The sequence below is a fragment of the Acidovorax sp. GW458-11-26-14-TSB4 genome (genome assembly GCF_059423865.1).
In genome coordinates this window covers 1-25003 of the sequence record NZ_JBWKYR010000041.1, presented here as the reverse complement: position 1 = coordinate 25003, position 25003 = coordinate 1, and the positions used below count along the sequence as shown (strand labels likewise).

Sequence of the window (25003 nt, the reverse complement as noted above, 5' to 3'; positions counted from 1 at the left end):
TGGCCGGGAGAAGGCGCTAGTATCTGGGTTTCCATCCAGTGATTTTGGCATCACTGGAGCTAAGTGGATACCCCTTACAAATATACACATATTTGACAGCTGCCGCTTGTCCTTTACAAGCGCCTGACCGCCGGGCCTGGCTCAGCGCCGCTTGCCCAGTTGCGCCACCAGATAGTCGGCCAGTTGCTGCAAACCCCGGCCCATGGGCATGCCGCGCGGGCCGCCGGCCACCAGTGCCAGCTCGCTGGCAGGCAGGGGCCCGAAGCCGGCCGCGCGGCTCAGGGTGCGGTGTTGTTCGACCAGCAGCGCCGTGCGCGGCAGCACGCTGATGCCCAGGCCGGCCGCCACCGCTGCCTGTACGGAGGTCAGGCTCTGGCTGCCAAAGGCCTGGCGCCAGGGGCGGCCGGCCTTTTCGAGCTGGCGCACGGCGCGCAGGCGGTAGATGCAGCCCGCGGGGAACAGCACCAGGGGCACGGCGCCATCGGCATCCAGCGCAAAGTCCGCGCCGGCTGCCCAGACCAGGCGCTCGGGCCAGGCGGCAATGCAGTCGCCGCTGCGGGGTTCGCGCTTCACCAGCGCCAGGTCGATCTCGCCCTGGGCCAGGCGGCGCTGCAGGTCGCTGCTCATGCCGCTCACGGTTTCCAGGCGTGCCCTGGGATGTTCTGCGTTGAAGCCCGCGAGCATGGCGGACATGCGCCGGGCGTCGAAGTCCTCGGGCACACCCAGGCGCAAGGCCACCGCGCCGGGCGTTGCGGCCAATGCTTCCTCGGCCTCCTGCGCCATGGCCAGCAGGCGGCGGGCGTAGTGCGCCAGCAGTTCGCCCTGCTCGGTGGGCAGCGCCTGCTTGCCGCTGCGGTCGCGCTGCAGCAGCGCGTGTCCCACTCGCTCTTCGAGCTTGGCGATCTGCTGGCTCACGGTGGACTGGGTGCGGTGCACGCGCTCGGCCCCGCGCGTGAAGCTGCCTTCCTCGACAACGCACACCAGGGTTTTCAACAGTTCCAGGTCCAGCATCATGGTTCTCCCATATTCACAAGTCCACTGGCATAAATTTGAACATTTAATTTTCCAATATTGCAAGCCTTGCGCATGCTACGCACCTTCATCAAACCATGCGAGCCGAACCATGCCTTTGCAACACACTCCCCGCCCCTTGTGGCTGACCTTCGACTGCTACGGCACCCTCATCCAGTGGGATGAGGGGCTGCAGGACGCCGTGCGCGAACTGCTGGCGCGCAAGGGGGCGGCGGGCACCCCGCCCGAAGCCCTCATTGCGGTGTACGACCGGCACGAGCATGCGTTGGAGCAGACCGTGCCGCACCGCAGCTTCCGCGAGGTATCGGGCGAGGCGCTGCAGCGCACCCTGGCGGAGCTGGGCCTGCCCGAATCGCCCGGTGATGCCGGGCTGCTCGCGGGGCGCATCGGCGCCATGCCGCCCTTCCTGGAGGTGGTGGAGGCCCTGCGCGCACTCAAGGCCGCGGGCCACCGCCTGGCCATCGTGTCCAACACCGACGACGACATCATTGCCGGCAACGTGGCCCAGCTCGGCGGGCTGATCGACCGCGTGGTCACGGCCCAGCAGGCCGGTGCCTACAAGCCGGACCGCCGGCTCTTCGACCATGCGCACACGCTGCTGGGCGTACAGCCGGCCGAGGTGGTGCACATCTGCGCGAGCCCGCACCTGGACCACGCAGCCGCGCGCGATGGGGGCTTTCGCTGCATCTGGGTGGACCGGGGCACCGGGCGCCGGCTGCTGCCCGACTACCGGCCCGATGCCACCGTGCGCGACCTGCGCGGCGTGGTGGACCTGTTCGCCACGCTCGGCTGGTGAGGGCTACGCCCAGGCTGTCGCCCAGGCGTCGGCCATGGCCGGTGTGTGGTAGCAGGCGGCTTCGAAGCTCTTGGTGCAGACGGCGCGCTCGAGCAGCTGGATGTCGGCCTCGTGCTGGCGCGCGACGTGCACGTCTTCGAAGAACAGGACCTTGTCACAGCGCTTGTCGAGCACCAGTTCGGCGATCTGCGCATCGCCGCCCAGCGGGCCGCTGCGCAGGGGCTGCACCCACGGCAGGTCGCGCGGCCAGCCGCGGGACCAGGCCATCTCGTTGAGCCTGCCACCGGTGGTGCCGGTGGCAAAGCGCTCCTGCGTCTGCGATAGCAGGTCGAAGTGGCGAAAGGCGAAGTCCACCATGGCCGACTTCAAGGCATCGTGGGCGATCAGCGCGACGGATTGCTTGTCGATGGAGGGCACCATCGCCGGCAGGCGCTCGCGCAGCGAGACCCCGGCCTGCAGCGCGGCCTCCACGGCCACCCATTCGACGGCGGCGGCCACCGTGAGCAGCAGCGGCTTGCCGTGCGAGATGCACTGGCGCTTGAGGGCCTGGGCCTCGGGGTACAGGGACGAGGGATCGAGCGGGTCCAGCAGGTAGATGGCGCCGGCCAGTTCCTGCTCGGCATGCACTCCGCCGGCAATGCGCGAGACCACGCGCATCACCCCGCCCTCGCGCCCATAGGGCAGGCGCGTGAGGCGGGGGAAGTGGTTGGCCAGGGCATGTTGCTCGATGGCGTCGGCGCAGCCGCCCACGGCGGCGACACCAAGTTGCAGCTCTTTCAGCGCCGAATGCGATGCAGCGGCCCATTGGGCCAGGCCGCCGTCGGCGGTGGAGCGGTGCAGGCGGTGGGCGGCCAGGCCGAAGGTTCTTGGGGGAAGGGTTGTCGTCACCATGTACTCCGAATGCGCATGCCAGTCTAACGCCCGCCTTGGCGGCCCTACTCTTTGAACAGGCCCTCGATCACTGCGCGCAGCCACTGGTTGCCAGGGTCGGCCTCGAAGCGTTTGCTCCAGTGCAGTGACACGGTGAAGTCGCGCAGCGGCAGCGCGGGCTCGATGAGGGTGTAGCCGCCGGCCGCGGCAAAGCCGTGGGCGATGTTGCGCGGCATGACCACGGCCAGGTCGGTGCCGCGCACGATGGAGGGCAGCACCATGAAGTGTTCGGTGGTCAGGCGCAGCCGGTCTTCGAGCTGCAGCAGCGCCAGGATGCGCAGCGTGTCCGAGTGCGAGCGCACGGCGACGAATTCGAGCTGCTTCAGGTCGTCGAGCAATGCAGCACCGCTGCGCCTGCGGCGCGCAAAGGGGTGGCCTTCGCGCAGCAGCACGATGTAGCGGTCGCGCAGCAGCTGCACGCGCTGCGTGTCGCGCACGGCGGGCAAAAAGCCGAAGGCGAAGTCGATGCGGCCGCTGTCGAGCAGCGGCGCGATCTGCTCGCCCGGCACGGGCAGGGTCTCCAGCCGCACGCCGGGCGCCTGCTGGCGCAGAGCGAGCATCAGATCGGGCAGGAAGCGGCCCTCGCCGATGTCGCTCATGTGGATGCGGAACACCTTGCGCGACTGCAGCGGGTCGAACAGAGTCGACTCGTTGAGCGCTTCTTCGAGCGTGCCCAGGGCGCTGCGCACGGCGTCGGCCAGGCGGTCGGCGCGGGGCGTGGGCTGCACGCCGCCGCCCGCGCGCACGAAGAGCGGGTCCTTGATGAGCAGCCGCAGCCGCGTGAGGGCCTGGCTGGCGGCCGGCTGGGTCAGGTCCATCAGCTCGGCCGCGCGGCTCACGCTGCGCGTGCGGTAGACCGCATCGAACAGGCGCAGCAAGTTGAGGTCGATGTCCTTGATATGCATTGGGCGAATACCGCTTAGTCACTTCATTGTATTGATGGATAGTCTGCCGTCCCCGAAGATCGGTGTTTTCCATCCTCTGCACCGCCCTCTTCCCATGCTCCAGGCCACTGCGCCCCGCGCCACCGATGCTGCCCCCTCTGCCACCGACCTGCGCCCCACCGTGCGCGAGGTCGTGCTCGACCTGCTGCGCGGCTTCGGCATCGACACCATCTTCGGCAACCCGGGTTCGACCGAGCTGCCGCTGTTCCTCGACTTTCCGCAGGACTTCCGCTACGTGCTGGGCCTGCAGGAGGCGGTGGTGGTGGGCATGGCCGACGGCTATGCCCAGGCCACGCACAACGCGGCCTTCGTGAACCTGCATTCGGCAGCGGGCGTGGGCCATGCCATGGGCAATATCTTCACGGCGCACAAGAACCGCACGCCCATGGTGATCACGGCCGGGCAGCAGGCGCGCTCGATCCTGCCGTTCGACCCCTTTTTGTTCTCGGGCCAGGCCACGGAGCTGCCCAAGCCCTATGTGAAGTGGAGCATCGAGCCCGCGCGCGCCGAGGATGTGCCGCTGGCCATTGCCCGCGCCTACTACATCGCCATGCAGCAGCCGCGCGGGCCGGTGCTGGTGTCCATACCGGCCGACGACTGGAGCAAGCCCTGCGAGCCGCTGGCAGCGCGCACCGTGAGCACCGAGAGCCGGCCCGAGCCGCGTGTCCTCGACGCCATCGGCGCTGCACTGGATGCGGCCGAGCGCCCGGTGTTCGTGGTGGGCGCGGCTGCAGACCGCGATGGCGCCTGGGACGATGTGGTGGCCCTGGCCGAGCGGCACAACGCGGCCGTGTGGATCGCGCCCATGTCGGGGCGCTGCGGCTTTCCGCAGGACCACCGGCTCTTCATGGGCCTGCTGCCGGCCATGCGCGAGAAGATCGTGTCCTTGCTTGGCGGGCACGACCTGGTGTTCGCGCTGGGGGCTGCGGCCTTCACCTACCACGTAGAGGGCCATGGCCCGCATGTGCCGCCCGGTGCGCAACTGGTGCAGTTGATCGAAGACCCGGGCACGGCGGCGTGGACGCCCGAGGGCACGTCGGCCGTGGGTGGCGTGCGCCTGGGCGTGCAGGACCTGCTGGCCCGCCCGGCACCGCGCAAGCGCCCTGCCCCGCCGCCGCGCGCCGCACGCCCGCGTGCCGAGCCCTCGGCGCTGATGAGCGTGCAATACGTGATGCAGACCCTGGCCGAGGTGCGCGACGCGCTGTCCGTCGTGGTGGAAGAGGCGCCGAGCTCGCGCGCCGCCATGCATGCCTACCTGCCCATCCTGCACAGCGAGACCTTCTACACCATGTGCAGCGGCGGCCTGGGCTATGCCATGCCGGCGGCCGTGGGTGTGGCCCTGGCGCGGCCAGAGGCCAAGGTAATCGGCCTGCTGGGCGATGGCTCGGCCATGTACTCCATCCAGGCGCTGTGGAGCGCGGCGCAGCTGCAGCTGCCCATCACCTTCATCATCCTCAAGAACCGGCGCTATGCGGCGCTGCAGGAGTTTGCGCCGACCTTCGGCTTTGCGCCCGACGACAAGCTCGAAGGCACGGACCTGCCGGACCTGGATTTCCTGGCGCTGGCGCGCGGCCAGGGCTGCGATGCCGTGCATGTGGCCGATGCCGCGCAACTGCACCAGGTGCTGCGCGATGCGCTGGCGCACCCCCGCCCCATCCTGGTGGAGATCGACGTCGCCTGAGGCACCCGCCCATCCCGTGAAAGACCCGGACCACCGGGCACCCGATTTTTGGAGACATGAGCATGAAGACAACGCACAAGACCGATTCCCCAACCACCCGCCGCCGCCTGGCCGGTGCCCTCGCCCTCGCGGCCCTCGCGGGCACCGCCCTGCTGCCGGCAGGTGCACTGGCCCAGGCCTACCCCGCCAAGCCCATCAAGGTGGTGGTGAACTTCCCGGCGGGCGGCGCGGCCGACCAGATTGCGCGGGCCGTGACGGTGCCGCTGCAAACCGCGCTGGGCCAGCCCGTGGTGGTGGAGAACCGCGGCGGCGCGGGTGGCAACATCGGTGGCGAGGCGGTGGCGAAGTCGCCGGCCGATGGCTACACCCTGCTCATGAGCTCGGGCGGCATGGTCTCGGTTAACCCGCACATCTACCCCAAGATGCCCTTCGACCCGGTGAAGGACCTGGTGCCCGTGGCCGCTGCGGCGCGGGTGCTGGTGTTCCTGGAGGTGCGGCCCACGCTGCCGGTGAACAACGTCAAGGAGTTCCTGGCCTACCTCAAGGCCAACCCGGGCAAGGTGAGCTTCGGCACGCCGGGCAACGGCAGCTCGCCCCACCTGGCCGCCGAGATGCTCAAGAGCCAGGCCAATGTGTTCGCCGTGCACGTGCCCTACCGCGGCGCGGCACCGGCCATGCAGGACCTGCTGGGCGGGCAGGTGGACTTCATGTTCGACCCCGGCATCGGCCTGCAGCACGTGAAAGCCGGCAAGCTGCGCCTGCTGGCCGTGGGCAGCACCAAGCGCTCGCCGCAGTTCCCGGACGTGCCCACGCTGGACGAGATGGGTTTGAAGGGCTTCGACGCCGATACGCTGTTCGGCTTCTATGCGCCCGCCGGCACACCGGCCGAGGTGGTGACCAAGCTCAACCGCGAGATCAACAAGATCCTGGCCACGCCCGCCGTGCTGGAGCGCATTGCGGCCCTGGGCGGCGAGCCCGCGGCCATGTCGCCCAAGGAGTTTCACGACCGGGCGATGAGCGACAGCAAGCGCTTTGGGGCGCTGATCAAGGCGCGCAACATCACGGGAGACTAGGGCGCCCTAAGCCCGCACGGCGCAGTGCGAGATTGCGGGGAATGCCGGCGTTCCGGCCTATAGTCCCGCGCTTTGCAACCACCACTGAGTGAGGTACCGCCATGGCGCGCAAGCCCCAGATCATCCTGTCGTCCCTGGACGTTGACCGCATCGAGGCCCTGCTGGCCGCCATTCCGGCCAGCGTCTTCCCGGGCAAGGCCGATCTGCAGGCCGAGATCGACCGCGCCGAGGTGGTGGCGCCCGAAGAGATCCCGCCGCATGTGGTGACCATGAACTCCACGGTGCAGTTCGCCATCGAAGAGACGGGCAAGGAGTTCTGCCTGACCCTGGTCTACCCACGCGACATGGACGGCAGCGCGGACCGCCTGTCGATCTTCGCGCCCGTGGGCAGCGCCCTGCTGGGCCTCGCGGTGGGCGATGCGCTGGTGTGGCCCGGCCCGGGCGGCAAGCCGATGACGGTGCGTGTGAAGGCCATCCTGTACCAACCGGAAGCCGCGGGCGAACTGCACCGCTGAAACAAAGCTCCCCCTGAGCCGCTTCGCGTCATCCCCCTGAGGGGGGCGCCCCCAGAGCGGCGGGCGGCCCTTGCGCGGGGGCACTGGCCTGGGGGGCGCCGGTTTCATGCGCCGTGATGGTGTCGAGACGCTTTTTGAGTGACGTGGACGGCTGCAAATTGCAACAGTGCTTTGCGGCCCGAGGGGCGAACAGCGACAATCGGTGCCCATGACCGCGCCCCCGCACCTGCCCGATGAACCGAACGCCACGGCAACGGCCCTGCCGGCAGCGCCCGCGTTCGACCCGGATTCCACCACCGCCTTCCAGCAGCGGATGGAGCGCGCGCCCGAATGGTTCTGCTCCTTCCTGGCCGGCAACAGCCGCGAAAAGAGCCGCCTCAAGCGCGAGATGGCGACCATGAAGGGATCGGTGGCCTGGCTCATGAAGCAGCGCCGCGAGGGCAACTGGACCGCCGAGGAGCGCGAGCAACTGCGCGACGTGATGCGCTCGGCCTCGTCGGTCAGCCCCTACCTGTTCATCTGGGTGATTCCTGGCTCGATGCTGCTGCTGCCCTTCATGGCCTGGTTCCTGGACAAGCAGCGCAAGCGGCGCGAGGGCTTGCCGCCGGTTTGAACCTTGCAGGCGCCCTGGGTTGCAGGGCCCGCAGCGCCCAAGTGGAATGGTCCGAATGCTATGCCCAGTGGCTGCTGATTGCGACCAGCATGCCAGCCCCGACCAACCCGGCCTGCCAGCGCAGCGCCATGGACCAGGTGGGCACATGGCGCTCTACGCGCTCGTAGAGCTGCCGCCCCGCCATCAGCGACAGAGCAAAGGCCAACACCATGCCCAGCGCGTTGACCAGCGGCGCCTCGGGGAACAGGTGGCCGACAACGGCGTTGACCAGCAGGCACACGGCGAAGTGCACGAGGAAGACCGAGTACGACATCTGGCCCAGCCGGACCAGCGGCGCCACGCCCGGCCACTGGCGCAGTGGTGCCGAGCGCAGGGCGGCCACCAGCAGCACGGCGGTAGCGAGCGCCAGCGCGATGCGGCCGCGGAACTCCAGGGCCAGCGCCACGCCGCCTAGCATCAGCATCAGGGCCAGCCAGCCGGCGGGGCGTGGGGACTTCACGGCCCAATAGGCCACCATGCCCAGGCCGTAGGAGCCGAAGAAGTACCAGCCCCACATGTCGAGCGTGCTGTCGCGGTTGAACACCCACAGCGATGCGGCCGTGAGGGCCACCAGCAGGCCTCGGCCGATCACGGGCCCGTGGCGGCGCGCCCAGTTGCCGGGCAGCGAGCGCACGCCGGTCCAGACGAACACGCTGAGCGCGAACAATTGGAAGTCGATGGCCACGTACCAGACGCCGGCCGAGAGGGCGTCCTCGCCCACGATGTCCTGCAGCAGCAGGGCATTGGCGATCAGCTGTGCGAGGGTCGGCTCGTCGGGCACGGAGTGGTGGTCCATCCACGGGCGCACCAGTGCCGCCACCAGCACCGCGAGCAGCAGCGCCACCGCATAGGGCACGACCAGGCGCACGAAACGCCGGGTGATCGCCGCGCCGGCGCTGTCGAAGCGCGCCACGCCCTGGGGCGCCAGGCTGGCGGCGGCCAGGTAGCCGCCCAGCACCAAGAACACCTGCACGGCCATGCGGCCATAGTCGTAGAGCCAGGCCATCAGCAGCGGCGCCAGCGGCTGGGCAATGTCGGACATGGGCCCGTAGAAGGCCAGGTGGTGGCAGACGATGGCGGCGCAGGCCAGACCTTTGACCATGTCGATCAGGGGCATGCGGGAGGTGGCGGAAGGCATGGGAGACGGAAGGAACGGAATGGAAAGACCCGCCCGCCGATGCGGGCAAAAACCCCTGATTGTCGCTTGTTACAGAAATTTGCGCTCAGGACCTTTTGCCGGGCGCGGGCGACCTGGGGGCACCCAGAAAGAAAAAGCCCGGGCAAACCCGGGCGGCAGGGGTTGCGGGCCGAAATCAGAGGGCCAGGCGGGCACGGGCGGCCTGGTACTCGCGGCGCAGGCGCGCCACGAGGTCGGCGGTGCTGGTCACGGCGTCGATGGCGCCAATGCCCTGGCCGCAGCCCCAGATGTCCTTCCAGGCCTTCTTGGCGTCGCCGCCGAAGTTCATCTTGCTGGGGTCGGATTCGGGCAGGTTGTCCGGGTCCATGCCGGCGGCGCGGATCGACGGGGCCAGGTAGTTGCCGTGCACGCCGGTGAACAGGTTGCTGTAGACGATGTCGTCGGACGTGCCGGCGACGATGGCCTGCTTGTACTCGTCGCTGGCGCGCGCTTCGTGCGTGGCGATGAAGGCCGAGCCGATGTAGCCGAAGTCGGCCCCCATGGCCTGGGCCGCCAGCACCGCATCGCCGCTGGCGATGGCGCCGCTCAATGCGATGGGGCCGTCGAACCACTGGCGGATCTCCTGGATCAGCGCGAACGGGCTCTTCACGCCCGCATGGCCGCCGGCACCGGCGGCCACGGCGATCAGGCCGTCGGCACCCTTCTCGATGGCCTTGTGCGCAAACTTGTTGTTGATGATGTCGTGCAGCACCACGCCGCCCCAGGCATGCACGGCCTGGTTCACGTCTTCGCGCGCGCCCAGGCTGGTGATGATGATCGGCACCTTGTACTTGGCGCAGACCTGCATGTCGTGCTCCAGGCGGTCATTGCTCTTGTGCACGATCTGGTTGATGGCAAAGGGCGCAGCCGGCTTGTCGGGGTTGGCCTTGTTGTAGGCGGCCAGCGTCTCGGTGATCTCGGCCAGCCATTCATCCAGCAGCTCGGCGGGACGCGCGTTGAGCGCCGGCATGGAACCCACCACGCCGGCCTTGCACTGCTCGATCACGAGCTTGGGGTTGCTGATGATGAACAGCGGCGAGCCGATGACGGGCAGCGAGAGGTTCTGCAAGGCGGGGGGCAGCTTGGACATGGCAGGTGGGTTCCGGGTTGAAAGAATGGATGGATAAATCAGGTTCTCATGGGGCACCGGGCGCGCGCGCAATGCGCCGGCCCGGTCTGTCTCCCCCTGGTGCTCAGAATGCGTCGAGCGCCAGCTCCGTCACGCTGTTCGCACCCTCGACGATGCTGTCGCGCAGGCCCGGTGCCTTGACCAGGATGTGCTCGGCATAGAACTGCGCCGTGGTGATTTTTGCCTGCATGAAGGCTGCGTCCTGTCCCTTGTGCAACAGCTCCTGCGCCACCAGCAAGCTGCGCGCCAGTTGCCAGCCGGCCACCAGGTTGCCTGCGAGCATGAGGTAGGGCACGCTGCCGGCGAACACGGCGTTGGGCGAGCTCTTGGTGCCACCGGCCACAAAGCCGACCACGTCCAGAAAAGCCTGGCGCGCGGCGCTAAGGCGACGGGCCACGGCCTTGGCGGCGGGGCTGCCGTTGGCCAGCAGCTCGGCTTCGGTCTTCTCGATCTGCGCGGCAATGCCCTTGGCGGTCTGGCCGCCGTCGCGCGCGGTCTTGCGGCCCACGAGGTCATTGGCCTGGATGGCGGTCGTGCCTTCGTAGATGGTGAGGATCTTGGCGTCGCGGTAGTACTGGGCGGCACCGGTTTCCTCGATGAAGCCCATGCCGCCGTGCACCTGCACGCCCAGGCTGGTGACTTCCAGGCTCATCTCGGTGCTGTAGCCCTTGACCAAGGGCACCATGAATTCATAGAACGCGGCATTTTGCTTGCGCGCCTCGGCATCGGGATGGTGGTGCGCGGCGTCGTACGCGGCGGCAGCCACGGTGGCCATGGCGCGGCAGCCTTCGGTGTAGGCGCGCATGGTCATGAGCATGCGGCGCACATCGGGGTGGTGGATGATGGGTGCGCTGGCGGCGATGGAGCCGTCCACGGGGCGGCTCTGCACGCGGTCCTTGGCATAGCCCACGGCCTTCTGGTAGGCGCGCTCGGCCACGGCGATGCCCTGCACGCCCACGGCGTAGCGCGCGGCGTTCATCATGATGAACATGTATTCGAGGCCGCGGTTCTCCTGGCCCACGAGGTAGCCTACGGCACCGCCATGGTCGCCGAACTGCAGCACGGCCGTGGGGCTGGCCTTGATGCCGAGCTTGTGCTCGATGCTCACGCAGTGCGCGTCGTTGCGCGCGCCCAGGCTGCCGTCGGCGTTGACCATGAATTTGGGCACCACGAACAGGCTGATGCCCTTGACGCCCTCGGGCGCGCCCTGCACACGGGCCAGCACCAGGTGCACGATGTTGGCGGCCATGTCGTGCTCGCCATAGGTGATGAAGATCTTGGTGCCGAAGACCTTGTAGCTGCCGTCGGGCTGGGGTTCGGCACGCGTGCGCACCAGGGCCAGGTCGGAGCCGGCCTGGGGCTCGGTGAGGTTCATGGTGCCGGTCCACTCGCCGGTCACCAGCTTTTCGAGGTAGGTGGCCTTGAGCTCGTCGCTGCCGGCCGTGAGCAGCGCCTCGATGGCGCCATCGGTCAGCAGCGGGCACAGCGCGAAGCTCATGTTGGCGCTGTTGCACATCTCGATGCAGGCGGCGCCAATGGTCTTGGGCAGGCCCTGGCCACCAAAGTCGGCCGGGTGCTGCAGGCCCTGCCAGCCGCCTTCGCCGTACTGGCGAAAGGCATCCTTGAAGCCCGGGGTGGTGGTGACCACGCCGTCCTTCCAGCTCGAGGGGTTCTTGTCACCCTCGAAGTTCAGCGGAGCCAGCACGCCCTCATTGAACTTGGCGCACTCTTCGAGCACAGCCTGGGCGGTATCGAGGCCCGCGTCTTCAAAGCCGGGAATCTGTGCGATCTGTTCGATGTTGGCCAGGTGCTCGATGTCAAACAGCATGTCCTTGACGGGGGCGGTGTAGCTCATGGATGTCTCCGGGAAAAATTCTCAAAAAAAAGGCACCGCAAGCGATGCCTTTGTCTGGCAGGTTGGTGCCGTCAGGCCGCCTTACAGCGCCTTGACCAGCTCCGGCACGGCCGTGAACAGATCCGCCTCCAGCCCATAGTCGGCCACACTGAAGATCGGCGCCTCCGGGTCCTTGTTGATCGCCACGATCACCTTGGAGTCCTTCATGCCCGCCAGATGCTGGATGGCCCCCGAGATCCCGGCGGCGATGTACAGCTGCGGCGCCACGATCTTGCCCGTCTGGCCCACTTGCCAGTCGTTCGGGGCGTACCCGGCATCCACCGCGGCGCGGCTGGCACCCAGGGCAGCACCGAGCTTGTCGGCCAGCGGGGTCATCACTTCGTCGAACTTTTCCTTGCTCCCGAGGGCCCGGCCACCGGAGACGATGATCTTGGCGGCAGTGAGTTCCGGGCGGTCGCTCTTGGCGATCTCGCTGCCCACAAAGCTGCTCTTGCCAGCATCCGCCGTGGCGGCGGAGGTTTCGGTGGCTGCGCTGCCACCAGTGGCTGCTGCCGGGTCAAAGCCCGTGGTGCGCACGGTGATGACCTTGGTGGCGTCCTGGCTCTGCACGGTGGCAATGGCGTTGCCGGCGTAGATGGGGCGCTCGAAGGTGTCGGGGGAGACCACCTTGGTGATGTCGCTGATCTGCGCGACATCCAGCTTGGCCGCCACGCGGGGGGCGATGTTCTTGCCGCTGGCAGTGGCGGGGAACAGGATGTGGCTGTAGTTGGAGGCGATTGCGAGCACCTGGGCGGCCACGTTCTCGGCCAGGCCGTGTTCCAGGCCGGGGGCATCGGCATGGATGACCTTGGCAACGCCGGCGATCTGGCCGGCAGCAGCCGCAGCGCCACCGGCGTTGTGGCCGGCGATCAGCACATGGACGTCACCGCCGCAGGCGACTGCTGCGGTCACGGTGTTGAGCGTTGCGCCCTTGATGGCGGCGTTGTCGTGTTCAGCAATAACGAGTACCGACATTTAGATCACCTTCGCTTCGTTCTTGAGTTTCTCGACCAGGGCGGCCACGTCGGCCACCTTGACGCCGGCACCGCGCTTGGGCGGTTCGCTGACCTTGAGGGTCTTCAAGCGCGGAGCGACGTCCACCCCCAGGTCTTCGGGCTTGAGGGTGTCGAGTTGCTTTTTCTTGGCCTTCATGATGTTGGGCAAGGTGACGTAGCGGGGCTCGTTCAAACGCAGGTCGGTGGTGATGACTGCGGGCAGGGTCAGGGACAGGGTTTCCAGGCCGCCGTCGACTTCGCGGGTCACGCTGACTTTGTCGGCAGCCAGGTCCACCTTGCTGGCGAAGGTGGCCTGGGGCAGGTCGGCCAGGGCCGCCAGCATCTGGCCGGTCTGGTTGGCGTCGTCGTCGATGGCTTGCTTGCCCAGGATCACGAGGCCCGGTTGTTCCTTGTCCACCAGGGCCTTCAAGAGCTTGGCCACGGCCAGGGGTTGCAGGTCCAGGTCGGCGGGGGTTTCCACCAGGATGGCGCGGTCGGCGCCGATGGCCATGGCGGTGCGCAGGGTTTCCTGGCACTGGGCCACGCCGCAGGAGACGGCGATGACTTCGGTGACCAGGCCTTTTTCTTTCAGGCGCACGGCCTCTTCGACGGCGATTTCGTCAAAGGGGTTCATGCTCATCTTCACGTTGGCGATGTCCACACCCGTTTGGTCCGACTTGACTCGGACCTTGACGTTGTAGTCCACCACGCGCTTGACAGGGACCAAGACCTTCATTGCTGCGGCTCCTAGAGTTGGTTGAATTGACGTTTACGTAAACTGGAACATTCTATGCCGCAGTGCACCCCGAAGGGGGCAGGCCGGCGCCCCATCGGCTGCAGGGGCATAAAAAAGAACGATCGTGCTTTTTCGTGATTATAGGGCACTTGGCGAAGGACCCGATGTCTCGCCGGAGGCACCGGGCTGCACCACCCCGGACGACCCGCTCATACCAGGGGGCAGGCGACCGTCCTTGAACTGCACCACGCGCTGCGGGTACGGGATGTCGATGTTCGCGGCGCGCAGGCCATCCAGGATGGCGATGTTGATGGCCGAGCGCAGGTTGAGCGAGCCGGCCGAGGGGTCGCTGATCCAGAAGTTGAGGCTGAACTCGATACCATCGGGCGCGAAGTTGATGAGAAAGGCCACGGGCTCGGGCTCTTTGAGCACCCGGGGCTGCGCTGCGGCGGCAGCGCACAGGATGGCCTGGACCTGGCCCACATCACTGTCGTAGCCGACGATGATGTTGGTGGTGACGTTGAACTTGCGGTCGGCGTCCGAGAGGTTCTCCACGCGCTGGGTGATGAGCGTCTCGTTGGGCACGATGGACTCGCGTCCGTTGCCGGCGCGGATCAGGGTGTAGCGGGTCTTGATGTCGGTGATGCGGCCCTCGAAGCCATCGACGCGCACGTTGTCGCCGATGCGCAGCGAGCGCTCGAGCAGGATCACAAAGCCGCTCACGTAGTTGGAGGCCAGCTTCTGCAGGCCAAAACCCAGGCCCACACCGACCGCCCCGCCCAGCACCGACAGCGCCGTGAGGTCCACCCCCACGGCCGACAGCGCGAACAGCATGCCCACCAGCAGCAGCACGGCACGCACCGCATTGGCCGCCACCTTGCGCATGGACAGGTCGGTGACCGCGCCGGTGAGCACGCGTTTTTCGAACGTGGCCGAGATCCACAGCGCCGCCACCAGCACCAGGCTGGCGGACAGCGCGCCCTCGATCAGCGTGGCGACGCTGACGGTGGACTTGCCGAAGTTGAGGGTGATGCTGTCGAGCTCGCTGCGCACGGCGGGCAGCAGGCCCACGATCCAGAGCACCGCTGCCCCCCAGATGACCCAGGAGAAAAGGCCTTCGAGCAGGCGCACGAGGCCTGAGTTGGGAAAGGCCACGCGCAGCACGCGGGCGATGAAGCGGATCAGTGCCAGCGAGACCAGCATCGGGACTGCGATGCGCAGCACGAAGACCGGGTGGTAATGCTCCACCGCCAGGCGGCTGGCGAAGGTGAGGACCAGGGCGATCAGCGGGAAGAGCAGGCCGTCGATGGTGTTGCAGCCGATCCATACCGAGTCGGGGGGTTGGTTGCGGCCTATCAGTCTTGCGACGAACAGGGCGGTGGCGATGGCGGCGGCCAGGACGCCGAGTTCCAGCCAGACGCTGGAGTGGTTGAAGTCTGTCAGTAGTTTGTCGAGGATTTCCATGCTGTGATCGTCCGTGTCACGCAGGGACGATGGTGGTTGTTTGCTTGATTGAAGGGCAGAGGCCGGGTCTCGGCCCGGCGGCCGAGGTACTTGTTCTTTGCTTCGCCAAAGAAAAGTACCCAAAAGAAAGGCGACCCCGCTGCCCGTGTCCCCCTCGCCGGAGGCGAGGGGGCAGCCTGCGATGCTCGGTCCTGGGGTGTGCCGCAGAACTCGCTGCGTTCTTCGAACTCCGCTCAAACAGCTGCGGCAAGCATGACAACGATGCGCGTGTCCTTCGGCACGCGCTCACCCCAGGCCCTGTGCTTCTCGGCACGGTCAGAAGGGGGTGGGAGCGGGCTCCATACGGGCCATTGCTTCGCTCGGCCCCAACTGCCGCGCTGCGCTTCGGCCTTGTCGGCAGCGCGCAGCGCGTCACCGACACCCGGCGCGGCTGCGAAAGCAGCAGCCGGGTGGTACCCGCTCCCCACCCCTGCTGGCTGCGCCGAGAAGCGCAGGAGCTGGGGTGGGCGTGTGTGCCGAAGGACACACACGCTTCGTCGTCTAGCTCATCGCAGATGTTTGAGCGGAGTTCGAAGAACGCAGCGAGTTCTGCGATGCCACCCCAGGTCCGAGCATCGCAGGCTGCCCCCATCGCCCTCCGGGCGATGGGGGACGCAGACTGGGGGTCGCCTTTTCTTTGCCTTCTTTCTTTTGGCGACGCAAAAGAAAGAAGGTGCGCCGCCGGGCGCACATCCCGGCCTCCGCCCTTCAACAACGAAGAGAAGCAACCAGTGCCCATGGCCGCCCGATCATCACCTCCAGGAAGGAGCACGCTTTTCAACAAAAGCCCTAGCCCCTTCCTGAGCAGCCCCATCCATCATGTTCACCGCCATGGCCTGCCCCGCCAACTGGTAGGCAGCATCCATCCCCAACTCCCGCTGCTGGTACACCAACGCCTTGCCCATGGCCACAGCAACCCGCGGCTTCTGCAAGATGGACGCCACGAACTTCTCCACCTCGGCGTCAAGAGCATCAACAGACACCACCCGATTCACCAGCCCCTGCTCCAAGGCAGTGGCCGCATCGATGAAGTCCCCCGTCAGCAGCATCTCCATGGCACGCTTCGAAGGCACATTGCGCACCAACGGCACGCTGGGAGTCGCGCAGAACAAACCGTAGTTGATCCCGCTGGTCGCAAAGGTCGCGCTGTCGGCAGCGACCGCCAGATCGCACTGCGCCACCAGCTGGCACCCAGCCGCAGTCGCCATGCCCTGCACGCGCGCAATCACCGGCACAGGCAGCTTGTGGAGGGTGAGCATCATGCGGCTGCACTGCGCGAACAGCTGCTGGTACCAGGCCAGGTCCGGGTGGGCCGCCATGTCCTTGAGGTTGTGCCCAGCGCAGAAGGCCTTGCCCTCGGCCGCGAGCACCACCACGCGCGCGGTCTCGTCGCGGGCCACAGCGTCGAGCGCCTGCTGCAGTGAAGTGAGCATGTCCGAACCCAGGGCGTTGAAGCGGGCAGGATCGTTGAGAGTCAGGGTCACCACGCCTCGCGCATCGCGTTCTACGCGCAAGGGGTTCAGTGCTTCCGTCATAAGCGTTTCACATTTCTATCGAATCAAAGGTCGGCCAGCACACGCAGATGGGCTTCCACGCTGCGCGCCAGCGGCCCCATCACATAACCACCCTCCAGGCAGGACACGATGCGCCCTTTGGAGTACCGGCGCGCGATGTCTTTCACGCGCTGGGTGATCCAGGCATAGTCGGGCTCGGTCAGGCCCAGTTGGCCCATGTCGTCCTCGCGGTGGCCGTCGAAGCCGGCGCTCACAAAGACCATCTCGGGCTTGAAGGCCTCGAGCCGCGGGATCCACATCATCTCGATGATCTCGCGGATGTCCATGCCGCGCGTGTAGGCCGGCACCGGCACGTTGACCATGTTGGGGGCCGGGTCCTGGTCGCCGCTGTAGGGGTAGAACGGGTGCTGAAAAATGCTGATCATCAGCGCCCGCGGATCGTTGGCGAGGATGTCCTCGGTGCCGTTGCCGTGGTGCACGTCGAAATCGACCACTGCCACGCGCTGCAGGTTGTGGCGCTGCAACGCATACTTCGCGGCCACGGCCACGTTGTTGAAGAAGCAAAAACCCATGGCCTTGCTGCGGGTGGCGTGGTGGCCCGGCGGGCGCACGGCACAGAAGGCGTTTTCCAGCTCGCCGGCCATCACCGCATCGGTGGCGGCCAGCGCGGCACCGGCGGCGCGCAAGGCTGCCTTCCAGGTATGGGCGTTGATGGAAGTATCCGGGTCGAGCTGCGAATAGCTCGGGCCGCCAGCCAGGATCTCCTCGTTGAGCCGGTCGGACAGGCCGCGCATGGCGGCCACGTGCAGGCGGTCGTGGGCCAGCTCGATGTCGGCGAGCGACGCCTCGGGCGCCTCGCGGCGGTCCAGCGCATCGCCCACGCCGGTGATGAGCAGCCGGTCCTCGATGGCGTCGAGCCGCTCGGGGCACTCGGGGTGCCCGGGGCCCATTTCATGCTTCCAGCAGTCGCGGTGGGTGAAATAGCCCGTTTTGCTCACAGTCAATCCCCGTGTCTCGTCTTTTTCGGATAACGTCGCAACAAGATTTTCGGATAACGTCGCGCCATGACCATGAATGCCCAGCACAAAATCAAATCGCTTCTGGACCAGCTTAACACGGTGATCGTGGGCAAACAGGCCCAGGTACAGGACTGCGTGGCCTGCCTGCTGGCCGGCGGCCACCTGCTGATCGAGGACGTTCCGGGCGTAGGCAAGACCACGCTGGCCCATGCCCTGTCACGCACCTTCGGGCTGCAGTTTTCGCGTGTGCAGTTCACGGCCGACCTGATGCCCAGCGACCTGACCGGGGTGTCGGTGTACGAGCGCGGCAAGGAGTCCTTCGTGTTCCACCCCGGCCCGGTTTTCGCCCAGGTGCTGCTGGCCGACGAGATCAACCGTGCCAGCCCCAAGACGCAGAGCGCGCTGCTTGAGGCCATGGAAGAAAAGCAGGTGTCTGTGGAGGGCGAGACCCGCGCCCTGCCCCACCCCTTCTTCGTGATCGCCACGCAGAACCCGCACGACCAGTTGGGCACTTTTGCACTGCCCGAGTCGCAGCTGGACCGCTTTTTGATGCGCATCTCCATCGGCTACCCCGACCGCGCGGCCGAGCGCGTGCTGCTGGCCGGTGCCGACCGCCGCGACATGGTGGACTCCATGCTGCCCCAGCTGTCGGACGACGAGCTGGCCGAGCTGCAGCGCCAGGTGCTGGCGGTGCACACGGCCGACCCGCTGCTCAACTATGTGCAGGACCTGATCGCGGCCACGCGCTCGGGCCGCTGGTTCCTGCAGGGCCTGTCGCCGCGCGCCGGCATCGCCCTGGTACGGGCCGCCAAGGCGCAGGCCCTGATCAGCGGGCGCGACTATGTGGCGCCCGACGACGTGCAGGCCATCCTGCCCCAGACCATTGCGCACCGGCTGGTGCCCGTGGGCGATGCCGGCCGGGGCGCCGTCGAACAGGTGCGGGCCATGGTCGATTCAGTTCCTCTTCCCTGATGTCGACCACCGCCTCTCCAGGACCACACACGGATTCCGGTGCCGCCGCCGGCCGGCTGCGTGCCGCCCTGGCGGCGCTCAACCCGCTCACGCGCGTGCGCAAGCGCTTCGAGGCCTGGTGGATGGTGCGCCGGCCGCTGAGCGACACGCTCACGCTGACCCAGCGCAATGTTTACATCCTGCCCACGGGGGCGGGATGGATGCTGGCGCTCACGCTGCTGATCCTGCTGATCGCGTCCATCAACTACCAGCTCAACCTCGGCTACCTGCTGACCTTTCTGCTGGCGGGCAGCGCCGTGATCGGCATGCACATCTGCCACGCCACGCTGCGCGGCATCACCTTGCACCTCAAGGAGCCCGAGCCTCACTTCATGGGAAGCAGCGCGACCGTGGAGATCCAGGTCTCCAGCGAAAGCAAGAAGCCGCGCTATGGCATCGGCCTGGCCGTGCACGGCAGCGGCGGCGAGGCGCACCACTGGGCCTGGACCGACGTACCCGCGCAGGGGCGTTCCACCGTGCATGTGGCGTTTGCGCCCCCGCGCCGGGGGCTGCACCGCGTGCCCGTGCTGACGGCGGAGACCCGGTTTCCGCTGGGCACCTTCCGCGTCTGGACCTACTGGCGGCCGGCCGCCCAGGTGCTGGTGTACCCGGAGCCCGAGCTGCCCGCACCGCCGCTGCCCCCGGGCGAGCCACGCGGCGCCGGCACCGGCAGTGCGCCCTCGCAGGGCATCGGCGAATTCGACGGGGTGCGCGCCTACCGGCGTGGCGACCCGCTCAAGCTGGTGGTCTGGAAGAAGGCCGCCAAGACCCTGGGCACGGGCACCGACGACCTGGTGAGCCGCGACTCGCAGCAGGCCCAGCGCCACGAGCTCTGGCTGGACCCGGCGCTGGCCGCGTTGCCGGACCCCGAGGCCCGCATCTCGCGCCTGACCGCCTGGGTGCTGCAGGCCGACCGCCTGGGCCTGGACTACGGCCTGCGCCTGCCCGGCGTGGAGATCGCGCCCGACACCGGCACCGCCCACCGGCGCCGCTGCCTGGAAGCGCTGGCCCTGTGCTGAACTTCTGCCGCAAACCCGCCCTCCAAACCCATTGCCCTCGCCCCTTCTCCCGGAAACCCGACGCTCCATGAGCCTGCGCCAGACCCTCGTCTCCCTGCCACGCGACACGCGGGACACCCTGTTCCTGCTGTTCGCCACGGCCTGGGTGATCGCCCCCCAGGTCGCCAACCTGCCTGCCTGGGCCAGTGCCGTGGCTTTCGGCATGCTGCTGTGGCGCGGCTGGCTGGCCTGGAAGGCCCGCCCCCTGCCCGGGCGCTGGGTGCTCGCGGTGCTGGTGGTCGTGGCCGTGGCGGGCACGCTGCTCACGCACCGCACCATCCTGGGCCGTGACGCAGGCGTGACGCTCATGGTGATGCTGCTGACCCTCAAGACACTGGAGCTGCGCGCGCGCCGCGACGCGATGGTGGTGTTCTTCCTGGGCTTCTTCACGATGCTCAGCAATTTCTTCTTCTCGCAGTCGCTGCTCACCGCCGGGGCAATGCTGGTGGCACTGCTGGGCCTGCTCATGGCCCTGGTCAATGCCCACATGCCGGTGGGGCGCCCGCCGCTTTCGCAGACCTTTCGCATGGCAGGCACCATGGCCCTGCTGGGCGCGCCCATCATGGTGGCGCTGTTCATGCTGTTCCCGCGCATGTCGCCGCTGTGGGGCATGCCCAGCGACAACCTGACGGGGCGCAGCGGCCTCTCGGGCACGATGAAGATCGGGGACATGGCCGAGATTGCGCTCGATGAACGCGTGGCCATCCGCCTGCGTTTCGAGGGCGCCCCCACCGACATCCCCCAGCAGTCCACGCTGTACTTCCGCGGGCCGGTCATGGCCTCTTTCGATGGCCGGCAGTGGGTGGCCGAGCCGTTCCGCGAAGACAGCGAGTGGGCGGCCCGCGTGGCGGTACGCGCCAATCTGCAGACCAGCGGCCCGGCAGTGCGCTACGAGGTGACGCTGGAACCCCAGCGCCAGCCCTGGCTGATGGTGATGGAAGCCACGCCCAATGCCCCCGAGCTGCCCGGCATGCAGGCCTACATGACGCAGGACCTGCAGTGGATGACCACGCGCCCCATCACCGATGTGCTGCGCTACCAGGCGGTGAGCTACCCCCAATTCCGCCATGGCCCAGATGAGTCCGTGCGCCAGCTGCGCGTGTACACCGAACTGCCGCCCGGCTTCAACCCGCGCACCCTGGCCCTGGCGGCAGAAATGCGGGCCGACCCGGCGCTGGCCGGCGCCGGCACCCAGGCCCTGGTCAACGCCGTGCTGCAGCGCCTGCGCACGGGGGGTTATGGCTATTCGCTCGAGCCAGGCGTCTTCGGCGAGCACACGGCCGATGAGTTCTGGTTCGACCGCAAGGAAGGCTTTTGCGAGCACATTGCCTCGGCCTTCGTGATACTCATGCGTGCAATGGACATTCCCGCACGCATCGTCACCGGCTACCAGGGCGGCGAACGCAACCCGGTGGACGGCTACTGGACGGTGCGCAATGCCGACGCCCACGCCTGGGCCGAGGTCTGGATGCAAGGGCGCGGCTGGGTGCGTGTGGACCCTACCGGTGCCGTGGCGCCCGGCCGCGTGGGCCAGTTCCAGCGCCTGCGCGCACCCGACGGCGCCATTGCGGCCGCCATGGGCACGCTGAGCCCGGGCATGGTGCAGAACCTGCGCGCCGTCTGGGAGGCGGTGAACAATGGCTGGAACCAGTGGGTACTGAACTACAGCCAGAGCCGCCAGTTCGATCTGCTCAAGGCCCTGGGCTTCGAGTCGCCGAGCTGGCAGGACCTTTCCACCGTGCTGGGCATCCTCATCGTGATTGCCGCCAGCGGCGGCGGGCTCTGGACGCTGTGGGAGCGCAGCCAGCACGACCCCTGGCTGCGCCTGCTGGCCCGCGTGCGCCAGCGCCTGGCCAAGGCCGGCCTGCCGCTGCCTGAAACGCTGCCCCCGCGCTCCATGGCCCAGCAGGTGACGGCCCACTTCGGCGACAGCGCCAGCGGCGTGGCGGCCTGGCTGCTGCGGCTGGAGCAGGTACGCTATGCCCCCGAGCCTGCCCAGCAGTTCGGCGCCCTGCGCCGCGAATTCAACACCCTGCCCTGGCCCCCGTCTGCACGGGGCCGATGACCCCAAATCCATGCGCCTTTTGAAATCCGTTGCCATCGCCTGGGTGGCGATGGCCTGTGCACTGAGCACCCACGCCAACCCCTCCGCCAAGCCCGCCAAGTCGGCGAGCCCGAAGAAGACCGCCTCGAACACCACGGTCCAAGGCGGCGTGCCCTACGCCGGCCGCGCCGATGCCATGGCGTTTGCCGACGACCTGGCCGTCCGGCGCGGGCTGGACCGCGAATGGGTGCGCCAGGCCATCGGCCAGGCGCGCATGCTGTCCCAGGTGCCGCGCCTGATGCTGCCGCCCCCGGTGGGCACGCCCAAGAACTGGCGCGTGTACCGCAGCCGCTTCATCGACCCGGTGCGCATCCGCGCCGGTGTGCGCTTCTGGCAGGAGCACCGCGAGGCGCTGGAACGCGCCGAGGCCGAGTACGGCGTGCCGGTGGAGATCATCGTCGGCATCATCGGCGTGGAGACCATCTATGGCCAGCAGATGGGCAACTTCCGTGTCATGGATGCGCTGGCCACTTTGGCCTTCGACTTCCCCGACGCCCACCCGCGCGCCAAGGAGCGCCGCGAATTCTTCCAGCGCGAGCTGGAGCAGTTCCTGAGCCTCGCCAACCGCAGCAACATCGACCCCTTCGAGCCGCGCGGCAGCTATGCGGGTGCCATGGGCCTGGGCCAGTTCATGCCGTCGAGCTGGGTGCGCTATGCGGTGGACTTCGATGGCGATGGCCGCATCGACCTGTTCCGAAGCCCGGTGGATGCCATCGGCTCGGTGGCCAACTACTTCAAGGGCCACAACTGGACCACCGGCATGCCCACGCACTTTGGCGTGCAGTTCGACACCGCGCGGCTGCAGCTCGATACCTTGCTGGCCCCGGACATCCTGCCCACCTTCAGCGCCGCCAGCATGCAGGCCAAGGGCGTGGTGCTCGACGCCCCGGGCGCCCAGCACACGGGCCCCCTGGCGCTGGTGGAGCTGCAGAACGGCGGCGACGCCCCGACCTATGTGGCGGGCACGGAGAACTTCTATGCCATCACGCGCTACAACTGGTCGAGCTACTACGCCATGGCCGTGATAGAGCTGGGGCGCGAGGTGGCAGCGGCGCGGTAGCCCCGGTACCGGGGCCGCAGTTACCATGCGGCCTTTGTTTCCAGTCCCACTTCGATGTCCTCCATCGCCCAGTTCCCTCACCGCCCCCACGCCCGCCTGCCTAGCCTCGCCGCAGGTCTGCTCATTGCAATTGCCGCGCTGGCGCCTCTGGAAAAGGCCATCGGCCAGGCCCGCCCCGCAACACCGCCCGCAGCCTCCGGCACATCGGCCGCAGCGGTCAGCGATGCCACCCTGCAGGCCATCTTCGATGCCGAGCAGATTCCCGAGCGCATGCGCAAGATGATGCAGGCAGTGAACCAGGCGCAGCTCGATTCCGTGGAGCGCATTCCCGACCCGGCCGAGCGCGCGCGCAAGCGCAAGTCCTACGCCAGTGCCGAGCCGGTGCTGGCGCAGCATTTCGAGTGGCAGAGGCTGCGCCCCCTGATCGTGAAGACCTACCAGGCACACTATACGGAAGCCGATGCCCAGGCCCTGCTGGCTTTCTACCGGACGGCACCAGGCAAGCTGCATCTGGACAAGCTGCAGCCCGCCATGATCGAGGCCAGCCTGGCGCTTTCTCAATTCATGGACGAGCGGCTGGACGCCATTCTCGAAAGCAGCGATGCCCAGGGCCGGACCAATGGCCCCCGCCCGCTCAGACAGGCCCCCTGGCGTGCGGCCGATGCGCATGCGGCTGCAGCTGGTGACCTGGCCCGGCTGCTGATGCAGGAGGAGTTCAACGCGCGCATGCAGCGGCTCGAATCCGCCATGGCAGCGCAGATGGGCCAAATGCTGCCACCCGAGCTTGTCGCCAAGCAAAAGCAGTGGTTTGCCAATATCTCCCGGCGCATCCGCTCGGAGATCCGCTTCGACACCGTGCTGCCGCTGATCGTGGCCGAACTGAGGAAACACCTCTCAGAGGACGAACTGAAGGTGCTGCTCGCGACGGAGCGAAGCCCCGCGCGCGCAGCCCAACGCGCCAAAGAGACCGCAGCCGACGATGCCCTGGAAGCCCGCTTGAAGGACCATCTGCGCAACGAGATCTTCCCGGCGCTGCTGGCGGCCATGCTCGCTGCCGAAGACAGCACCCAGGCCGTGCCCGCCAGCAGCGAGGTCAAGCGCTGATCTGGCCGGGGCAGCCTCGACGCCTCAGGCGTGCCAAGGCTCCACCGCACCGCTGGCGACATCCGATCCGACATCCGTCCGCCACCCCAGCTGCGGCGCAATGAGCCGCGCCGTATCTTCCAGGATCTGCCGGTACTCCTCGGGCGCGAAGTCGTAGGGCAGCTCCAGCCTCAGCTCCTGCACCAGGGGCACGATCGGGTCCTCGCGCAGCCACTGCAGGATCTGCTCGCTCTGGCCCACCAGGTCGCGCGCGAACAGCGTGCGCCGCTCGCCCTGCGGCGCCAGGGTGCGCGCCTGCCGCGTGGCGGCCCAGGCCAGGTAGCGGGCGCGGGTGGAGGCGTCGGCCCCGTCCAGCGGCACGATCACCCGCCCCAGCGCCACGCGAGGCACGCTGCCCGGCGGCTGGTGCGCGCGCCAGCGGGCATGGAACAGGTCGAGCTGGGTGCGCTGCGCCTCGAAGAAATGCTCGGTCTGCTCGCCCCGGTTGATGTTGCCGATGAGCAGGTGGTAGCCCTGCTCGCCCGCCCACTGCGCCGAGCGCAGCGAACCCCCGCCGTACCACAGGCGCTGCGCCAGGCCCGGCGCGTAGGGCTGCAGGCGCGGCCGCTGGCGGCCTGCAGAGGATTCGACAAAGGTCTCCTCGTCCCCTATCAACTCGCCCTGCAGGTTGCGCCTCAGGCGCTCGACCCGCGCGTGCGAAAAATCGATGCCGCCCGCATCGCCGTCGAACAGCCGCTCGCCCAGCAGCGCGCCATAGGGCGGCGCCCCGGCGCTCAGGCCCACGTGCAGGCGCCCGCGCGAAAGCACGTCCACCGTGGCCAGGTCCTCGGCCAGGCGGAAAGGGTTCTCGTAGCCCATCTGCACCACGGCCGTTCCCAGGCCGATGCGCAGTGTGCGCTGGCTGGCGGCGGCGAGAAAGGTCGCGGCCGAGGACACTCCGCGCTCCAGGTGGCGCTGGCGCACCCAGGCGCTGTGGGAGCCTGTTCAATGCCTTTTTGAAGCCGCGTTGGAGTGCAATCGGGATGAGTGGATGCTTCGGATGCGCCGCATGGGCTCATGCCCATGCAAGCAGCCGG

21 protein-coding genes and 1 pseudogene are annotated in these 25003 nt (G+C 68.0%); 10 read left to right on the top strand and 12 right to left on the bottom strand.

Annotated features, from left to right (window positions below; all coding sequences use genetic code 11):
- Positions 1-141: 141 nt before the first annotated feature.
- On the bottom strand, positions 142-1011 hold the full coding sequence (locus AC07X5_RS32045; protein WP_494773449.1) for a LysR substrate-binding domain-containing protein: 870 nt from the start codon (positions 1009-1011) through the stop codon (positions 142-144).
- 112 nt (positions 1012-1123) lie between these two features.
- On the opposite strand from AC07X5_RS32045, the gene AC07X5_RS32040 reads away from it, so the two are divergent.
- The gene (locus AC07X5_RS32040; RefSeq protein ID WP_494773448.1) at positions 1124-1828 is read left to right on the top strand and encodes an HAD-IA family hydrolase; all 705 of its coding nucleotides are present in this window, start codon (positions 1124-1126) and stop codon (positions 1826-1828) included.
- 3 nt (positions 1829-1831) lie between these two features.
- On the opposite strand, the gene AC07X5_RS32035 is transcribed toward AC07X5_RS32040, so the two are convergent.
- Together AC07X5_RS32035 and AC07X5_RS32030 are read right to left on the bottom strand one after the other, a co-directional pair.
- Positions 1832-2719 carry a methylglyoxal synthase gene (locus AC07X5_RS32035; protein WP_494773447.1) on the bottom strand — a complete coding sequence of 296 codons (888 nt, stop codon included), beginning with the start codon at positions 2717-2719 and terminating at the stop codon, positions 1832-1834.
- Between the two features lie 44 nt (positions 2720-2763).
- Positions 2764-3663 carry a LysR family transcriptional regulator gene (locus tag AC07X5_RS32030; RefSeq protein WP_494773446.1) on the bottom strand — a complete coding sequence of 300 codons (900 nt, stop codon included), beginning with the start codon at positions 3661-3663 and terminating at the stop codon, positions 2764-2766.
- Positions 3664-3757: 94 nt separating this feature from the next.
- Here AC07X5_RS32030 and mdlC point away from each other — a divergent pair, with 94 nt between their 5' ends.
- The 4 genes from mdlC to AC07X5_RS32010 all read left to right on the top strand — a co-directional run bounded on the left by mdlC (position 3758) and on the right by AC07X5_RS32010 (position 7584).
- Positions 3758-5383 carry a benzoylformate decarboxylase gene (mdlC, locus tag AC07X5_RS32025; protein WP_494773445.1) on the top strand — a complete coding sequence of 542 codons (1626 nt, stop codon included), beginning with the start codon at positions 3758-3760 and terminating at the stop codon, positions 5381-5383.
- 62 nt (positions 5384-5445) lie between these two features.
- Positions 5446-6456 (top strand): Bug family tripartite tricarboxylate transporter substrate binding protein, encoded by a 1011-nt coding sequence (locus tag AC07X5_RS32020; protein ID WP_409955199.1) that lies wholly within the window; start codon positions 5446-5448, stop codon positions 6454-6456.
- A gap of 101 nt (positions 6457-6557) precedes the next feature.
- Positions 6558-6971 carry a nucleoside diphosphate kinase regulator gene (rnk, locus tag AC07X5_RS32015; protein ID WP_179684095.1) on the top strand — a complete coding sequence of 138 codons (414 nt, stop codon included), beginning with the start codon at positions 6558-6560 and terminating at the stop codon, positions 6969-6971.
- A 208-nt stretch (positions 6972-7179) separates the two neighbouring features.
- A complete protein-coding gene (locus AC07X5_RS32010) occupies positions 7180-7584 on the top strand; it encodes a hypothetical protein (RefSeq protein WP_409955197.1) in 405 nt (134 codons plus the stop codon).
- A 58-nt stretch (positions 7585-7642) separates the two neighbouring features.
- On the opposite strand, the gene AC07X5_RS32005 is transcribed toward AC07X5_RS32010, so the two are convergent.
- The 8 genes from AC07X5_RS32005 to AC07X5_RS31970 all read right to left on the bottom strand — a co-directional run bounded on the left by AC07X5_RS32005 (position 7643) and on the right by AC07X5_RS31970 (position 17569).
- Positions 7643-8761, bottom strand: a complete 1119-nt coding sequence (locus tag AC07X5_RS32005; protein WP_494773444.1) for an acyltransferase family protein — start codon at positions 8759-8761, stop codon at positions 7643-7645.
- A 175-nt stretch (positions 8762-8936) separates the two neighbouring features.
- Positions 8937-9890, bottom strand: coding sequence for an NAD(P)H-dependent flavin oxidoreductase (locus AC07X5_RS32000; RefSeq protein ID WP_494773443.1), 954 nt, complete (start codon positions 9888-9890; stop codon positions 8937-8939).
- A 103-nt stretch (positions 9891-9993) separates the two neighbouring features.
- The gene (locus tag AC07X5_RS31995) at positions 9994-11784 is read right to left on the bottom strand and encodes an acyl-CoA dehydrogenase C-terminal domain-containing protein (RefSeq protein WP_494773442.1); all 1791 of its coding nucleotides are present in this window, start codon (positions 11782-11784) and stop codon (positions 9994-9996) included.
- Between the two features lie 81 nt (positions 11785-11865).
- On the bottom strand, positions 11866-12798 hold the full coding sequence (locus AC07X5_RS31990; protein WP_494773441.1) for an electron transfer flavoprotein subunit alpha/FixB family protein: 933 nt from the start codon (positions 12796-12798) through the stop codon (positions 11866-11868).
- A complete protein-coding gene (locus AC07X5_RS31985) occupies positions 12799-13554 on the bottom strand; it encodes an electron transfer flavoprotein subunit beta/FixA family protein (RefSeq protein WP_494773440.1) in 756 nt (251 codons plus the stop codon).
- Between the two features lie 138 nt (positions 13555-13692).
- Positions 13693-15018, bottom strand: a complete 1326-nt coding sequence (locus tag AC07X5_RS31980) for a mechanosensitive ion channel family protein (protein WP_494773439.1) — start codon at positions 15016-15018, stop codon at positions 13693-13695.
- Between the two features lie 791 nt (positions 15019-15809).
- A complete protein-coding gene (locus AC07X5_RS31975; protein WP_494773438.1) occupies positions 15810-16592 on the bottom strand; it encodes an enoyl-CoA hydratase in 783 nt (260 codons plus the stop codon).
- A 23-nt stretch (positions 16593-16615) separates the two neighbouring features.
- A complete protein-coding gene (locus AC07X5_RS31970; protein WP_494773450.1) occupies positions 16616-17569 on the bottom strand; it encodes a histone deacetylase family protein in 954 nt (317 codons plus the stop codon).
- Between the two features lie 72 nt (positions 17570-17641).
- Between AC07X5_RS31970 and AC07X5_RS31965 the strand changes: the two genes are divergently transcribed.
- The 5 genes from AC07X5_RS31965 to AC07X5_RS31945 all read left to right on the top strand — a co-directional run bounded on the left by AC07X5_RS31965 (position 17642) and on the right by AC07X5_RS31945 (position 23927).
- Positions 17642-18562 carry an AAA family ATPase gene (locus tag AC07X5_RS31965; protein ID WP_494773437.1) on the top strand — a complete coding sequence of 307 codons (921 nt, stop codon included), beginning with the start codon at positions 17642-17644 and terminating at the stop codon, positions 18560-18562.
- Positions 18562-19620 carry a DUF58 domain-containing protein gene (locus tag AC07X5_RS31960; protein ID WP_494773436.1) on the top strand — a complete coding sequence of 353 codons (1059 nt, stop codon included), beginning with the start codon at positions 18562-18564 and terminating at the stop codon, positions 19618-19620. The genes AC07X5_RS31965 and AC07X5_RS31960 overlap by 1 nt, the downstream gene beginning before the upstream one ends.
- Positions 19621-19687: 67 nt before the next feature.
- Positions 19688-21724 (top strand): transglutaminase TgpA family protein, encoded by a 2037-nt coding sequence (locus AC07X5_RS31955; RefSeq protein WP_494773435.1) that lies wholly within the window; start codon positions 19688-19690, stop codon positions 21722-21724.
- Positions 21725-21734: 10 nt separating this feature from the next.
- On the top strand, positions 21735-22823 hold the full coding sequence (gene mltB / locus AC07X5_RS31950; protein WP_494773434.1) for a lytic murein transglycosylase B: 1089 nt from the start codon (positions 21735-21737) through the stop codon (positions 22821-22823).
- Between the two features lie 54 nt (positions 22824-22877).
- Positions 22878-23927 (top strand): DUF2059 domain-containing protein, encoded by a 1050-nt coding sequence (locus AC07X5_RS31945; protein WP_494773433.1) that lies wholly within the window; start codon positions 22878-22880, stop codon positions 23925-23927.
- 24 nt (positions 23928-23951) lie between these two features.
- On the opposite strand, the pseudogene AC07X5_RS31940 reads toward AC07X5_RS31945, so the two are convergent.
- Positions 23952-24908, bottom strand: a pseudogene (locus tag AC07X5_RS31940) (LLM class flavin-dependent oxidoreductase); the annotation flags it as partial.
- Between the last annotated feature and the right edge of the window lie 95 nt (positions 24909-25003).

Excerpts from the sequence above, each read along its gene's own strand:
- AC07X5_RS31965 (WP_494773437.1), top strand. The coding sequence starts at position 17,642 with ATGAATGCCCAGCACAAAATCAAATCGCTTCTGGACCAGCTTAACACG.
- rnk (WP_179684095.1), top strand. The coding sequence starts at position 6,558 with ATGGCGCGCAAGCCCCAGATCATCCTGTCGTCCCTGGACGTTGACCGC.
- AC07X5_RS31985 (WP_494773440.1), bottom strand. The coding sequence starts at position 13,554 with ATGAAGGTCTTGGTCCCTGTCAAGCGCGTGGTGGACTACAACGTCAAG.
- mdlC (WP_494773445.1), top strand. The coding sequence starts at position 3,758 with ATGCTCCAGGCCACTGCGCCCCGCGCCACCGATGCTGCCCCCTCTGCC.
- AC07X5_RS31955 (WP_494773435.1), top strand. The coding sequence starts at position 19,688 with ATGAGCCTGCGCCAGACCCTCGTCTCCCTGCCACGCGACACGCGGGAC.
- AC07X5_RS31995 (WP_494773442.1), bottom strand. The coding sequence starts at position 11,784 with ATGAGCTACACCGCCCCCGTCAAGGACATGCTGTTTGACATCGAGCAC.
- AC07X5_RS32045 (WP_494773449.1), bottom strand. The coding sequence starts at position 1,011 with ATGCTGGACCTGGAACTGTTGAAAACCCTGGTGTGCGTTGTCGAGGAA.
- AC07X5_RS31980 (WP_494773439.1), bottom strand. The coding sequence starts at position 15,018 with ATGGAAATCCTCGACAAACTACTGACAGACTTCAACCACTCCAGCGTC.
- AC07X5_RS32020 (WP_409955199.1), top strand. The coding sequence starts at position 5,446 with ATGAAGACAACGCACAAGACCGATTCCCCAACCACCCGCCGCCGCCTG.
- AC07X5_RS31960 (WP_494773436.1), top strand. The coding sequence starts at position 18,562 with ATGTCGACCACCGCCTCTCCAGGACCACACACGGATTCCGGTGCCGCC.
- AC07X5_RS32005 (WP_494773444.1), bottom strand. The coding sequence starts at position 8,761 with ATGCCTTCCGCCACCTCCCGCATGCCCCTGATCGACATGGTCAAAGGT.
- AC07X5_RS31990 (WP_494773441.1), bottom strand. The coding sequence starts at position 12,798 with ATGTCGGTACTCGTTATTGCTGAACACGACAACGCCGCCATCAAGGGC.
- mltB (WP_494773434.1), top strand. The coding sequence starts at position 21,735 with ATGCGCCTTTTGAAATCCGTTGCCATCGCCTGGGTGGCGATGGCCTGT.
- AC07X5_RS32035 (WP_494773447.1), bottom strand. The coding sequence starts at position 2,719 with ATGGTGACGACAACCCTTCCCCCAAGAACCTTCGGCCTGGCCGCCCAC.
- AC07X5_RS32030 (WP_494773446.1), bottom strand. The coding sequence starts at position 3,663 with ATGCATATCAAGGACATCGACCTCAACTTGCTGCGCCTGTTCGATGCG.
- AC07X5_RS32040 (WP_494773448.1), top strand. The coding sequence starts at position 1,124 with ATGCCTTTGCAACACACTCCCCGCCCCTTGTGGCTGACCTTCGACTGC.
- AC07X5_RS32010 (WP_409955197.1), top strand. The coding sequence starts at position 7,180 with ATGACCGCGCCCCCGCACCTGCCCGATGAACCGAACGCCACGGCAACG.
- AC07X5_RS31945 (WP_494773433.1), top strand. The coding sequence starts at position 22,878 with ATGTCCTCCATCGCCCAGTTCCCTCACCGCCCCCACGCCCGCCTGCCT.
- AC07X5_RS31975 (WP_494773438.1), bottom strand. The coding sequence starts at position 16,592 with ATGACGGAAGCACTGAACCCCTTGCGCGTAGAACGCGATGCGCGAGGC.
- AC07X5_RS32000 (WP_494773443.1), bottom strand. The coding sequence starts at position 9,890 with ATGTCCAAGCTGCCCCCCGCCTTGCAGAACCTCTCGCTGCCCGTCATC.